Genomic DNA, 13,166 nt, shown 5'->3' with positions numbered 1-13,166 from the left:
ATCTTCAGTGAGCTTGGCCATGCCACGGCACCAGTTTGCGTTGCAGGGCACGCAGACCCATTTCCATGGCGAAGGCGATCAGCGCGATCACCAGAATCCCCAGCACCACCACATCGGTGACCAGGAACTGCGCGGCCGACTGCACCATGAAGCCCAAACCGCTGGTGGCGGCGATCAACTCGGCAGCCACCAGCGTCGACCAACCCACCCCCAAACCAATGCGCACACCGGTCAAGATGTCCGGCAAGGCACTGAGCAGAATCACATGGCGAATCAACTGCGCCCGAGTTGCGCCCAACGACTGCGCGGCGCGCAATTTCGCGGGGTCGACGGTGCGTACGCCGGTGGCGGTGGCAATCGCGATCGGGGCGAAGATCGCCAGGTAGATCAGCAACACTTTCGACAGCTCACCGATGCCGCACCAGATCACAATCAGCGGCAAATAGGCCAGGGGCGGAATCGGGCGGTAAAACTCGATCAGCGGATCGAGAATGCCGCGAGCAATGCGGTTGTGGCCGATGGCAATGCCGACCGGCACGGCGGTCAGCACCGCGAAGCCCAGGCCCAAACCGATGCGACTGAGGCTCGCACCCAAGTGCTGCCACAAGGTCGAATCCATGTAGCCGCTGGTCACCAGCAGCCAGCCTTTTTGCAGCACGGCGGAGGGGGGCGGCAGGAACAGCGGTTCGATCAAGCCGGTGGCGGTGACGGCCCACCAGATCGCCAACAGTGCGATCAGGGTCAACACGCTGATCCAGCGCGTGCTGATACGGCGGCGCAGCGCAATCACCGTCGAGCCCGGCTTCACCGTTGCGGCGGGAATTCCATAACTGCTCATGCGCGCTCCTGCCGCTGGACGGCACTGCGTTGGGAGAACACTTTGGCGAGCACGTGTTCGCGGGTTTCGATAAAACGCGGGTCGGACTTGATCGAGCGCGCCGACTCGCCGGTGGCGTAACGCTGACCGAAATTCAGGCTCAGACGCTCGACGACTTGCCCGGGGTTAGGCGCCAGCAGAATCAGATCCGTGGCGAGGAACACCGCTTCTTCAATATCGTGGGTAATCAGGAACACCGGTTTGGCGGTGCGTTGCCAGACCTGCAACAGCAGCTCCTGCATCTGTTCGCGGGTGAAGGCGTCGAGGGCGCCGAAGGGTTCGTCCATCAGCAACACCCGAGGGTCGGCGGCGAGGGCGCGAGCCAGGCCGACACGTTGTTTCTGCCCGCCCGAGAGTTGCCAGATGCGCCGTTTTTCGAAACCGGAAAGGTCCACCAGCGCGAGCATTTCCCGGGCGCGCTGTTCACGTTTTTCCCGCGCAGCGCCGGCCAGTTCCAGGCCGAAAGCGACGTTGGCCAGCACGTCCTGCCAAGGCAACAGGGCGTCATCCTGAAACACCACCCCGCGCTCAGCGCTCGGGCCTTTGACCGGCACGCCGTCAAGGGTGATGCGCCCGGCGCTGGGCTCGACGAAACCGGCAATCAGGTTCAACAGCGAAGTCTTGCCACTGCCGGAAGGGCCGAGGGCGACCAGCAACTGCTGGGGCCCAAGGCTCAGGGAAATATCCGCCAGCACAGGTTCCGCTGCACCGGGGTACTGTGCGCTGATGCGCTCCAGCTGTAGCAAAGCCATCGCGGTTAACTCCCGATCAGTTGGTGATGTACTTGGCGCTGACGTACGGCGCGTAGTCCGGCAGCACGGCCTCGACCTTGCCCTGTTCCTTGAGGAACGCCGCGGTGTCGGTAATGGCTTTGGTGGTTGGCGCACCGAGGGTGATCACCTGATCAGCCGCCAGCGGATACACGTTGCCTTGCAGCAGCAGCGGAATATCGCTGGCCTTGGCACCGGAGAGTTTCACCAGTTTGTCGACGTTGCTTTGGTTGGCCAGCCAGGCTTTCGGGTCTTTGCGGTAGTTGGCGTAGGCATCGAGGGTCACTTTGGCGAATGCGGTGACGATTTCAGGATGCTTCTCGGCGAAGTCCTTGCGCACGATCCAGGCATCGAAGGTCGGCGCGCCAAACTTGGCCAGCTCGCCGGAAGTGATCAGCACTTTGCCGTTTTCCTTGGCCACACCGAGGGCCGGATCCCACACGTAGGTGGCGTCGATGTCACCGCGTTTCCATGCCGCGATGATGGCTGGCGGCGCGAGGTTGAGCACGGTGACTTTCGACGGGTCGATGTTCCAGTGTTTTAGCGCGGCCAGCAGGCTGTAGTGGCCGGTGGAGACGAACGGTACGGCGACTTTCTTGCCGATCAGGTCTTGCGGGGTCTTGATCCCGGAACCGTCGCGCGCGACCAATGCTTCGGCGGCGCCGATCTGGGTGGCGATGAGGAAGGTTTCCACCGGGACTTTGCGGGTGATTGCCGCCGTCAGGGGGCTGGAACCGAGGTAGCCGATTTGCACATCGCCGGAAGCGATGGCGGCGATGATGTCGGCGCCGCTATCGAATTTGCGCCAGTTGATATCGGCTTTGGTGGCTTTTTCGTAGGCGCCGTCTGCTTGGGCGACTTTGGCCGGGTCAACGGTGGTTTGGTAGGCGACGGTCACGTCTGCCGCCTGAGCCAGGAAGCTCGCCGCAGCCAGCGACGCGGCTGCCAGGAGGCGAAGAGGGGAAGTCAGTTTCATCAGGAAGCTCCTTGTCAGGCGACCGAGAAGTCGGCGTCAAAGGAGACTAAATGATATAAGAAACTTAAAATAAATAACTTTTTAGAATGAGCTTATGAGCGGAAAATTCTAAGGGAGAATAGTCGATCGTTCCCACGCTCTGCGTGGGAACGATCATCGCAGCCAGTTCGGCGAAGCTGCCAAAGGCTGCGATTCATAGGCGCTGCTTAATTGCTGATCGCCAGAATGCTCGCCTGATACGCCCCGACAAACACATCGAAATCGCCGACTTCGTTCTGTTCCAGCTCTGCCTGCTGAGCCAGTGACGAACGCGCCAGTTCTTCAAATTTAGCCTGTTCTTCACCTGAAAGCGGCTCGCTGCGGAAAAACTCTGCATGCACCTGGCTTTGGCGCAAGGAGAACTGGGCGAAGCTTTCCTTGTGCTCGGCCATTGCCGCCAACACCTGGGCCGATGGCGTCAGGGACGAGTCCTGGGCCTTGGCCATTTGGGCGTCCAGCGCCTTGCTGTGGGCATCGCCGCCATGGCTCTGATCCAGCAGTGCCGCCAGTGGCGCAATTTTTTCCAGCAATTCGCCGGCCCATTCCTTCATGTCCACCGCTTGACCGTCGCGTTGCAGTTGCAGGCCCGGACGACGACCTTCCTTGACCACGCTGAGGAAGTTCGACGTTGCGTTACCGCAGCTGGTACTGGTCAGCAGCGGGCTGTCGTTCAGCGCGCAGTACAGCAGGAATGCGTCGAGGAACCGGGACTCGGTGAGGTCGATGCCCATCGGCAGGAACGGGTTGATATCCAGGCAGCGCGCTTCCACGTACTGGATGCCACGGGCCACCAGCGCCTGAATCGGCCGTTCGCCGGTATAGGTCACGCGCTTGGGGCGGATGTTGGAGTAGTACTCGTTTTCGATCTGCAGGATGTTGGTGTTGAGCTGAACCCACTCACCGTCCTTGTGCGTACCAACCTCGACGTACGGTGGATACGGCGTAGCCACCGCTTTGCGCAGGCTGTCGGTGTAGCTGGTCAGGTCGTTGTAGCACGGCGTCAGGCCGGCTTGGGCGTTGCTCTGGTAACCCAGATCGCTCATGCGCAGGCTGGTGGCGTAGGGCAGGTACAAGGTGTCTGGGTCCAGCTGCTCCAGTTGATGCGAGCGACCGCGCAGGAAACCGGCGTCCAGTGCAGGCGAGGCGCCGAACAGGTACATCAGCAGCCAGCTGTAGCGACGGAAGTTGCGAATCAGCGCAATGTAGGCCGACGACTGGAAATCGCGGTCAGTGCCGTCAAAGCCTTCAGCCTCTTTGAGCAGCGGCCAGAGCTTTTCCGGCAGGGAAAAGTTGTAGTGGATCCCGGCGATGCACTGCATGGTCTTGCCATACCGCAGGGCCAGGCCCTTGCGATAGACGTACTTGAGCTGACCGATGTTGGAGGTGCCGTAATAGGCGATCGGAATGTCTTCCTCGGCCGGCAACGGGCACGGCATCGATGGACTCCACAGGTACTCGTTGCCGAGCTTGCTGTAGGCAAAACGGTGAATTTTGTCCAGGCTCGCCAGCATCTGCGCCGGGTCTGGCAGGGCTGGCGTGATGAACTCCAGCAGCGACTCGGAATAGTCGGTGGTGATTTGTTCGTTGGTCAGCGCGGAACCCAGTGCTTCAGGGTGCGGCGTTTGCGCCAGGCGCCCTTCGCCGGTCACGCGCAGGCATTCACGTTCGATGCCGTGAAGGCACTGTTCGAGCAGAGAGAGGTTAGCGCGCTCGCCGAGCAGAGCCAGGCGGCGGTTGAGAAGTTCGCTCAAGTTGGATTCCTTCACGCGTCAGTCGCCCCAATATGGGGGTGGGCAAGACGGTCTACAAGGGTGAAGTTAAAACTGGCGTTTTCGCCTGGTTCTTGGGCCATACAGGCTCGTACTGAAAGGCCAACTTCATTCCCTGAATCTGGCTATCGCGCGCAGAGAAAACTCCGACGCTGCAGTCACAGCGCCGAAATTAACTCAAATTGATGACCAGTAGCTACAGGACAGCGAACGTGCCTTGTGCTTTTGCGACCAGTTTGTCGCCTTGCATCACATCGGCCTCGACTACAAGCGTGCGGCGGCCCGGATGGATCACCCTGGCCGTGCACATCACTTCACCATCGGCGACGGCGCGGATGTAGTTGATCTTGCACTCGATGGTCGCGCTCTGCTGGTCAAAGCCGTGGGTGCTGGAGCAGGCCAGCCCCATGGCAATGTCCACCAGACTGAACAAGGCCCCGCCGTGCAGCTTGCCGCCGCGATTGCGCAACTGCGGCTCCAGCACCAGGGCGACTTGCGCCACCCCGGTTTCCAGGCTGTGCAAGCGACACCCCAGCAGCTTGAAAAACGCGCTTTCGGTCAAGCCGGCCGGGATCTCCATCAGCGCTTCTTCAACTGCTTGGCGTTGGCGAACAGCGACGCCATGGCGTTGTTGGTCGGGGCCGCTGCCGTGGTTTCCTTGCGTGGCGCGGTGTTCTGGGATTGGCGCGGAGCCGACCCCGGACGTGCACCGCGAGCACCGTCGATTTTCTCGCCCGGGGTATCGCTCATGCGCATCGACAGGCCTACGCGTTTGCGCGGGATGTCGACTTCCATGACCTTCACCTTGACCACATCGCCGGCCTTCACCGCTTCGCGCGGATCCTTGATGAACTTCTCCGACAGCGCGGAGATGTGCACCAGACCGTCTTGATGCACGCCGATGTCGACGAAGGCACCGAAGTTGGTCACGTTGGTGACCACGCCTTCGAGGATCATGCCCAGTTGCAGGTCCTTGAGGTCTTCGACGCCGTCCTGGAACTCGGCGGTCTTGAACTCGGGACGCGGGTCGCGGCCAGGTTTTTCCAGCTCTTGCAGGATGTCGGTGACCGTCGGCAGGCCGAACGTTTCGTCGGTGTATTTCTTCGGATCCAGGCGCTTGAGGAACGCGGCGTCGCCGATCAGCGAGCGAATGTCACGGTCGGTTTCAGCGGCAATGCGCTGCACCAATGGATAGGCTTCCGGGTGCACCGCCGACGAATCCAGCGGGTTGTCGCCATTCATTACGCGCAGGAAGCCGGCGGCCTGTTCGAAGGTTTTTTCACCCAGGCGGGCGACTTTCTTCAATGCCGCACGGGTTTTGAACGCACCGTGCTCGTCGCGGTGGGCAACGATGTTCTGCGCCAGGGTCGCGTTGAGGCCGGAGATGCGCGCCAGCAGCGCCACGGACGCGGTATTGACGTCCACGCCCACGGCGTTCACGCAGTCTTCGACCACTGCGTCCAGACCGCGCGCCAGTTTCAGCTGCGACACGTCGTGCTGGTATTGGCCAACGCCGATGGATTTCGGATCGATCTTCACCAGCTCCGCCAGCGGATCCTGCAAGCGACGAGCGATGGACACCGCGCCACGGATCGACACGTCCAGGTCCGGGAATTCCTTGGATGCCAGTTCCGAGGCCGAGTACACCGATGCACCGGCCTCGGAGACCATGACTTTGGTCATCTTCATGGCTGGGTATTTTTTGATCAGTTCAGCGGCCAGTTTGTCGGTTTCGCGGCTGGCGGTGCCGTTGCCGATGGCGATCAGGTCCACCGAATGCTTGGCGCACAGGGCGGCAAGCACGGCGAGGGTCTGGTCCCACTTGTTGTGCGGCACGTGCGGGTAAACCGTGGCGTGGTCCAGCAGCTTGCCGGTGGAGTCGACCACGGCGACCTTGCAGCCGGTACGCAGGCCCGGGTCGAGGCCCAGGGTGGCACGCGGGCCGGCCGGAGCGGCCAGCAGCAGGTCGTGCAGGTTGTGGGCGAACACGTTGATCGCTTCGGTTTCCGCACCATCGCGCAGCTCGCCCAGCAGGTCGGTTTCCAGGTGGGTGTAGAGCTTGACCTTCCAGGTCCAGCGCACCACTTCGCCCAGCCATTTGTCGGCGGCGCGGTTCTGGTTCTGGATACCGAATTGCTGGCCGATCATGCCTTCGCACGGGTGCATGGTGCCCGGCAGTTCGTCGCCGACTTTCAGCGCGGAACTGAGAATGCCTTCGTTGCGGCCGCGGAAAATCGCCAGCGCGCGGTGGGACGGCATGCTTTTCAGCGGTTCGTCGTGTTCGAAGTAGTCGCGGAACTTGGCGCCTTCCTCTTCTTTGCCGGCAATCACGCGGGCACTGAGGGTGGCTTCCTGCTTGAGGTAATTGCGCAACTTGTCCAGCAGGCCCGCGTCTTCGGCGAAGCGCTCCATGAGGATGTATTTGGCGCCTTCGAGGGCGGCCTTCACATCGGCCACGCCTTTTTCGGCGTCGATGAAACGCGCCGCTTCGGTTTCCGGGTTCAGGGTTGGATCGTTGAACAGGCCGTCGGCCAGCTCGCCGAGGCCGGCTTCCAGGGCGATCTGGCCCTTGGTGCGGCGCTTCTGCTTGTACGGCAGGTACAAGTCTTCGAGGCGGGTCTTGGTGTCGGCGAGCTTGATGTCGCGTTCGAGTTGCGGGGTCAGCTTGCCTTGTTCCTCGATGCTGGCGAGGATGCTGATACGCCGTTCGTCGAGTTCTCGCAGGTAGCGTAGACGCTCTTCCAGATGACGCAGTTGCGTGTCATCGAGGCTGCCGGTCACCTCTTTCCGGTAGCGGGCGATGAAGGGCACCGTGGAGCCTTCATCGAGTAGCGCGACGGCCGCTTCGACCTGTTGTGGGCGGACGCCGAGTTCCTCGGCGATGCGGCTGTTGATGCTGTCCATAAAACCACCTGACAAATTGTGAAAGCAGGCTCGCAGGCGCGGAAATAGGGCCTTCGCGAGTCTGGTTGAGCGGCCTGGCGAGCGCCGCTACCTGGATCAACAGGCTTGCCGTTGACCCGTGAAATCGAACAATTACTGCCAGCGCCATGAAAATAAAAAGTGGTTACCGGCAATAACGATCAGACGTTGCCTGACACAAAAGGCCGCGCATTATAACCAGCGTTCTGTCATTCGGGGGCATTGCAGGCTGTAGGCGAAAAGACTGGTTTTCTGGCGGTGAAGGAAAAATCTGCTAACAATGCACTCGGTGCGTATAACGGCAGCTACGCCATAATGCGCGCCGAGATCAAAGGAGCATCCAATGAGCAGCACTGCACAAACTGCTGAAGGCGAAAAAATTCTTATCGTTGACGACGATCCTGGGCTGAGCAGCCTGCTGGAACGCTTTTTCGTCAGCAAGGGCTACCGTGCCCGCGCCGTCCCGAACACCGAACAAATGGACCGCCTGCTGGCGCGTGAAGTGTTCAACCTGGTCGTCCTCGACCTGATGCTGCCCGGCGAAGACGGCCTGACCGCCTGCCGCCGCCTGCGCACGGCGAACAATCAGATTCCAATCATCATGCTCACCGCCAAGGGCGACGAGCTGAGCCGCATCAAGGGCCTGGAGCTGGGCGCCGACGATTACCTGGCCAAGCCGTTCAACCCGGACGAGCTGATGGCCCGGGTCAAAGCGGTGCTGCGGCGCCAGGCAGCACCGGTGCCGGGTGCACCGGGCAGCGAAGACGAAAGCGTGACCTTCGGTGACTACGAGCTGTCCCTGGCCACCCGCGAACTCAAGCGTGGCGACAAAGTGCACATGCTCACCACCGGTGAGTTCGCGGTGCTCAAGGCCCTGGTCATGAACGCCCGTCAACCGCTGACCCGCGACAAGCTGATGAACCTGGCTCGTGGCCGCGAGTGGGATGCCCTGGAGCGTTCCATCGACGTGCAGATCTCCCGTCTGCGCCGGATGATCGAGCCCGATCCGTCCAAACCGCGCTACATCCAGACCGTCTGGGGCGTGGGCTACGTGTTCGTTCCGGATGGCGCCGCCACGAAGTGATCGGTGATTTGTAGGAGCGGGTCCTGCGGGTAAAGGGTCGGATGACCTTTCCCGCAGACTCGCGATCCGCAATATGCGAGCATCGCTCGCTCCTGCAAGTGTGTAGCGGTTACCCATGAAAACCCCTGTTTGGTTCCCCCAGAGCTTCTTCTCCCGCACCCTGTGGCTGGTGCTGATCGTCGTCCTGTTCTCCAAGGCGCTGACCCTGGTTTATCTGTTGATGAACGAAGACGTGCTGGTGGATCGCCAATACAGTCACGGCGTCGCCCTGACGCTGCGCGCCTATTGGGCCGCCGATGAAGAGAATCGCGCGAAGATTGCCGATGCCGCGACCCTGATCCGGGTGGTGGGCGCCGGTGTGCCGGAAGGCGAGCAGCACTGGCCATATAGCGAGATCTACCAGCGACAGATGCAGGCCGAACTGGGCGCCGACACCGAAGTACGATTACGCATGCACTCGCCACCGGCGCTGTGGGTCCGGGCGCCCAGCCTGGGCGATGGCTGGCTGAAAGTGCCGCTGTACCCGCATCCGTTGCGCGGCCAGAAAATCTGGAACGTGCTCGGCTGGTTCCTCGCCATTGGTCTGCTATCCACCGCCTCGGCGTGGATTTTCGTCAGCCAGCTCAATCAACCGTTGAAACGTCTGGTCTATGCCGCGCGGCAACTCGGTCAGGGCCGCAGTGTGCGTCTGCCGATCAGCGATACGCCGAGTGAAATGACCGAGGTCTATCGCGCCTTCAACCAGATGGCCGAAGACGTCGAACAGGCGGGGCGCGAGCGTGAGCTGATGCTGGCCGGGGTGTCCCACGACCTGCGCACGCCGCTGACCCGTTTGCGGCTGTCCCTGGAACTGATGGGTGATCACAGCGACCTGACGGACGACATGATCCGCGATATCGAAGACATGGACGCGATTCTTGACCAGTTCCTGGCCTTCATTCGCGACGGTCGTGACGAGTTGGTGGAAGAAGTGGACCTGAGCGATCTGGTTCGCGAAGTCGCCGCGCCGTACAACCAGAACGAAGAAAAAGTGCACTTGCGCCTGGAACCGATCCAGCCGTTCCCGTTGCGTCGGGTGTCGATGAAGCGGCTGCTGAACAACCTGATCGGTAATGCCCTGCATCACGCTGGCAGCGGAGTGGAAGTGGCGGCTTATGTGTCCGGGGATACCAGTGCGCCGTATGTGGTGCTGAGTGTCATGGACCGTGGCGCGGGGATCGATCCGTCGGAGCTGGAGGCGATTTTCAACCCGTTCACCCGTGGTGATCGGGCCCGGGGCGGGAAGGGCACCGGGTTGGGGCTGGCGATCGTGAAGCGGATCGCCTCGATGCATGGCGGCAATGTCGAGCTGCGCAACCGCTCCGGTGGTGGGCTGGAAGCACGGGTGCGGTTGCCGCTTGGGTTGATGTTGCCGCGGGATGCGGTTTGACCCGATCGTTCCCACGCAGAGCGTGGGAACGATCAATCCTGTAGGAGCTGTCGAGCGAAGCGAGGCTGCGATCTTTTCAGGCTCAACCCTTACCTTTGGTCCGCGTCATATTCGGCCCGCCATTCTTCTCCAGATGCTCAATGATGATCCCCGCCACGTTCTTCCCGGTGGTGGTTTCAATCCCTTCCAGCCCCGGCGACGAGTTCACTTCCATCACCAGCGGCCCATGATTGGAACGCAGGATATCCACACCCGCCACCGCCAAACCCATGACCTTCGCTGCACGCAACGCGGTCATGCGTTCTTCCGGGGTGATCTTGATCAGGCTCGCACTGCCACCACGATGCAGGTTGGAGCGAAACTCCCCCGGCTTGGCCTGGCGCTTCATCGCCGCGATCACCTTGTCACCGACCACGAAACAGCGAATGTCTGCGCCGCCGGCTTCCTTGATGTACTCCTGAACCATGATGTTCTGCTTCAAGCCCATGAAGGCCTCGATCACCGATTCCGCCGCCGTGGCCGTTTCACATAGCACCACGCCGATGCCCTGGGTGCCTTCCAGCACCTTGATCACCAGCGGCGCGCCGTTGACCATCTCGATCAAGTCGGGAATGTCATCCGGGGAGTGCGCAAAACCGGTGACCGGCAAACCGATCCCCCGGCGCGACAGCAATTGCAGGGAACGCAGTTTGTCTCGCGAACGGGCGATGGCCACCGATTCGTTGAGCGGAAACACCCCCATCATTTCGAATTGGCGCAGCACCGCGCAGCCATAAAACGTGACCGATGCGCCGATCCGCGGGATCACCGCATCGAAACCCTCCAGCGGTTTGCCGCGGTAGTGGATTTGCGGCTTGTGACTGGCAATGTTCATGTAGGCGCGCAGCGTGTCGATCACCACCATTTCATGGCCACGCTCTATACCGGCTTCGACCAGACGACGGGTGGAATACAGACGCGGGTTCCGCGACAGCACAGCGATCTTCATGCAACACCTGTGGAGAAGGTAGATACCGGGAACACCGGCTTGTCTTGTACATATTTGGTGCCCGGATTGACCACCAACTGGCCGTCGATCAGGGCTTTGGAACCGAGTAACAGGCGATAACGCATGGATTTGCGGCAGGCGAGGGTGAACTCGACCCGCCAGACCCGATCACCGAGGGCCAGGGTGGTGCTGACCACATAGCGCATCTGCGCGTGGCCGTTGGAGCTTTTAATGGTTTTCATCGTCACCAGCGGTGCTTCGCAGCGCCGGTGCCGCAATTGCACCACCGTGCCCAGGTGCGCGGTGAAGCGCACCCACTGTTCCCCATCGCGCTCGAATGGCTCGATGTCGGTGGCATGCAGGCTGGAGGTGCTGGCGCCGGTGTCGATTTTTGCCCGAAGGCCCGCGACTCCCAAATCCGGGAGCGCCACCCACTCGCGCAGACCGATAACGGTCAAATGATCAAATGTCTTCAAAAGTGCTCAACCGGCAAAAACCGCTCAGGCCGTGTGCGGCCGAATTCGCGGTATTCACGCAGAATAATGGGTAAAAGGCGACAGATATCTACGGCCCGGATTTTCGTCCCTCAAACAGGGGGGAATGCCTGCATTCTAATCCACGGCGTTGTGATTCATGGCACGACAGAAACGGTAGTACAGTTCATCGATATTTCAGAATGAGGTCATCCAATGGCACAAAAAAGCGAAGAGGACGACAAGGTCCGTCTCGATAAATGGTTGTGGGCTGCGCGTTTTTATAAAACACGTGCCTTGGCCAAGGCCGCGATTGAAAGCGGCAAGGTGCATTGCCGGGGCGAGCGCTGCAAGCCAGGCAAGGAGCCGAGGGTCGGTGACGAGTTTCAGATCCGTGCCGGCTTCGAGGAACGCACGGTGGTGGTCCAGGCGTTGTCGATCGTGCGTCGTGGCGCGCCGGAAGCTCAGGCCCTGTATGCCGAAACCGAAGCCAGCATTGCCAAGCGCGAAGCGGCGGCGGCCATGCGCAAGGCCGGGGCATTGGGCGTGAGCACCGACGGCAAACCGAGCAAGAAACAGCGCCGGGATTTGTTCAAGTTTCGCGGCAACAGCAACGACGAGTAGTGACGGCCGTCGGGCGCAGACTTGTAATCGCCTGCCTGTGCAGCCATATGGGGGATATTCGCCAACGGCGCATTTCGCAGGTGAAAGCACCGCTCGTCGAAAACCGAGGTTTGACCTTGCTTGGAACAACCCCGAATTGTTCATAAAATGCCGCTATGGCTAAGCTTGCACCCCAAAAGTGTCGCTACGGCGCGCATTTCATTTTTTGTAACCTTTTTTGTCACCACTTCAGATACCCAGACCTATGACCGATCTACCGGATACCGACTACACCCAACGCTTCATCTTCGATGACAGCGACACCCGCGGCGAACTGGTGGCATTGGAGCGTAGCTATGCCGAAGTCCTCGCCAAACACACCTATCCGGAGCCGGTCGCGCAACTGCTGGGCGAGCTGATGGCGGCTGCAGCGTTGCTGGTAGGCACCTTGAAGTTCGATGGCTTGCTGATTCTTCAGGCCCGTTCCGAAGGCCCGGTGCCGATGCTGATGATCGAGTGCTCCAGCGAGCGCGAAATTCGCGGCCTGGCCCGTTACGACGCCGAGCAGATCGCGCCTGATGCGACGCTCGCCGACCTGATGCCCAATGGCGTGTTGGCGCTGACGGTCGACCCGACTCAAGGCCAGCGCTATCAGGGCATCGTCGATCTCGACGGCGAAACCCTGTCCGATTGCTTCACCAACTATTTCGTCATGTCGCAGCAGGTTGGCACCCGCTTCAAGCTGTACGCCGACGGCCGTCGTGCCCGTGGCTTGCTGTTGCAGCAATTGCCTGCCGACCGTTTGAAAGATGAAGAAGATCGCGCCGCCAGTTGGCAGCACATCACCGCCCTTGCCAGCACCCTGACCGCCGACGAATTGCTGAGCCTGGACAACGAAACCGTGCTCCATCGCCTGTACCACGAAGAGCAAGTGCGTCTGTTCGATGTGCAGAAACTGCGCTTCCATTGCAGTTGCTCCCGGGAACGCTCGGGCAATGCGCTGGTCAGTCTGGGTCTGGAAGATGCTCAGAAACTGGTCGTCGAACATGGCGGCCGCATCGAGGTCGATTGCCAGTTTTGCAACGAGCGCTACCTGTTCGACGCGGCCGATATCACCCAATTATTCGCCGGTGCCGGGGTTGATACGCCGTCAGATACCCGTCACTAAAACGCTTCAGCGCAGGTAAATTCACTGCTTAACGCCGGAATAACGCCGTTCTGACGGGAGGGCCCTAC

Annotated in this window: 12 protein-coding genes; 4 read left to right on the top strand and 8 right to left on the bottom strand. The window is 61.0% G+C overall.

Annotated features, from left to right (window positions below):
* Positions 1-4: 4 nt before the first annotated feature.
* The 6 genes from tauC to PMI21_RS10680 all read right to left on the bottom strand — a co-directional run bounded on the left by tauC (position 5) and on the right by PMI21_RS10680 (position 7,335).
* A complete protein-coding gene (tauC, locus tag PMI21_RS10655) occupies positions 5-838 on the bottom strand; it encodes a taurine ABC transporter permease TauC (RefSeq protein WP_007939551.1) in 834 nt (277 codons plus the stop codon).
* Complete coding sequence (gene tauB, locus PMI21_RS10660) at positions 835-1,629, bottom strand: taurine ABC transporter ATP-binding subunit (protein WP_007939550.1); 795 nt, start codon at positions 1,627-1,629, stop codon at positions 835-837. The genes tauC and tauB overlap by 4 nt, the downstream gene beginning before the upstream one ends.
* Before the next feature lie 16 nt (positions 1,630-1,645).
* Positions 1,646-2,623: a taurine ABC transporter substrate-binding protein gene (gene tauA, locus PMI21_RS10665; RefSeq protein ID WP_007939549.1), complete on the bottom strand. Its 978-nt coding sequence runs from the start codon at positions 2,621-2,623 to the stop codon at positions 1,646-1,648.
* 206 nt (positions 2,624-2,829) lie between these two features.
* Positions 2,830-4,413, bottom strand: a complete 1,584-nt coding sequence (gene gshA / locus PMI21_RS10670) for a glutamate--cysteine ligase (RefSeq protein WP_007939548.1) — start codon at positions 4,411-4,413, stop codon at positions 2,830-2,832.
* A gap of 214 nt (positions 4,414-4,627) precedes the next feature.
* Positions 4,628-5,011, bottom strand: a complete 384-nt coding sequence (locus PMI21_RS10675) for a PaaI family thioesterase (protein WP_007939547.1) — start codon at positions 5,009-5,011, stop codon at positions 4,628-4,630.
* Positions 5,011-7,335, bottom strand: coding sequence for a Tex family protein (locus PMI21_RS10680; protein ID WP_007939546.1), 2,325 nt, complete (start codon positions 7,333-7,335; stop codon positions 5,011-5,013). Before PMI21_RS10680 ends, PMI21_RS10675 begins: the two co-directional genes overlap by 1 nt.
* Before the next feature lie 361 nt (positions 7,336-7,696).
* On the opposite strand from PMI21_RS10680, the gene ompR reads away from it, so the two are divergent.
* A complete protein-coding gene (gene ompR, locus PMI21_RS10685; RefSeq protein WP_007939544.1) occupies positions 7,697-8,437 on the top strand; it encodes an osmolarity response regulator transcription factor OmpR in 741 nt (246 codons plus the stop codon).
* A 115-nt stretch (positions 8,438-8,552) separates the two neighbouring features.
* Positions 8,553-9,866: an ATP-binding protein gene (locus PMI21_RS10690; protein WP_007939543.1), complete on the top strand. Its 1,314-nt coding sequence runs from the start codon at positions 8,553-8,555 to the stop codon at positions 9,864-9,866.
* 82 nt (positions 9,867-9,948) lie between these two features.
* On the opposite strand, the gene rimK is transcribed toward PMI21_RS10690, so the two are convergent.
* Together rimK and rimB are read right to left on the bottom strand one after the other, a co-directional pair.
* Positions 9,949-10,854 carry a 30S ribosomal protein S6--L-glutamate ligase gene (rimK, locus tag PMI21_RS10695; RefSeq protein ID WP_007903081.1) on the bottom strand — a complete coding sequence of 302 codons (906 nt, stop codon included), beginning with the start codon at positions 10,852-10,854 and terminating at the stop codon, positions 9,949-9,951.
* The gene (gene rimB, locus PMI21_RS10700) at positions 10,851-11,330 is read right to left on the bottom strand and encodes a retropepsin-like aspartic endopeptidase RimB (RefSeq protein WP_007939540.1); all 480 of its coding nucleotides are present in this window, start codon (positions 11,328-11,330) and stop codon (positions 10,851-10,853) included. The genes rimK and rimB overlap by 4 nt, the downstream gene beginning before the upstream one ends.
* Positions 11,331-11,543: 213 nt before the next feature.
* Here rimB and PMI21_RS10705 point away from each other — a divergent pair, with 213 nt between their 5' ends.
* Positions 11,544-11,951 (top strand): RNA-binding S4 domain-containing protein, encoded by a 408-nt coding sequence (locus PMI21_RS10705; protein WP_007939539.1) that lies wholly within the window; start codon positions 11,544-11,546, stop codon positions 11,949-11,951.
* A 244-nt stretch (positions 11,952-12,195) separates the two neighbouring features.
* Entirely contained in the window at positions 12,196-13,098 is a 903-nt protein-coding gene (gene hslO, locus PMI21_RS10710; RefSeq protein WP_007939538.1) for an Hsp33 family molecular chaperone HslO, read from the top strand.
* The last annotated feature ends 68 nt before the right edge of the window (positions 13,099-13,166 follow it).

Source organism: Pseudomonas sp. GM18 (assembly GCF_000282195.1).
Taxonomy (GTDB): domain Bacteria; phylum Pseudomonadota; class Gammaproteobacteria; order Pseudomonadales; family Pseudomonadaceae; genus Aquipseudomonas.
This window is presented reverse-complemented; position numbering and strand designations above follow the sequence as displayed.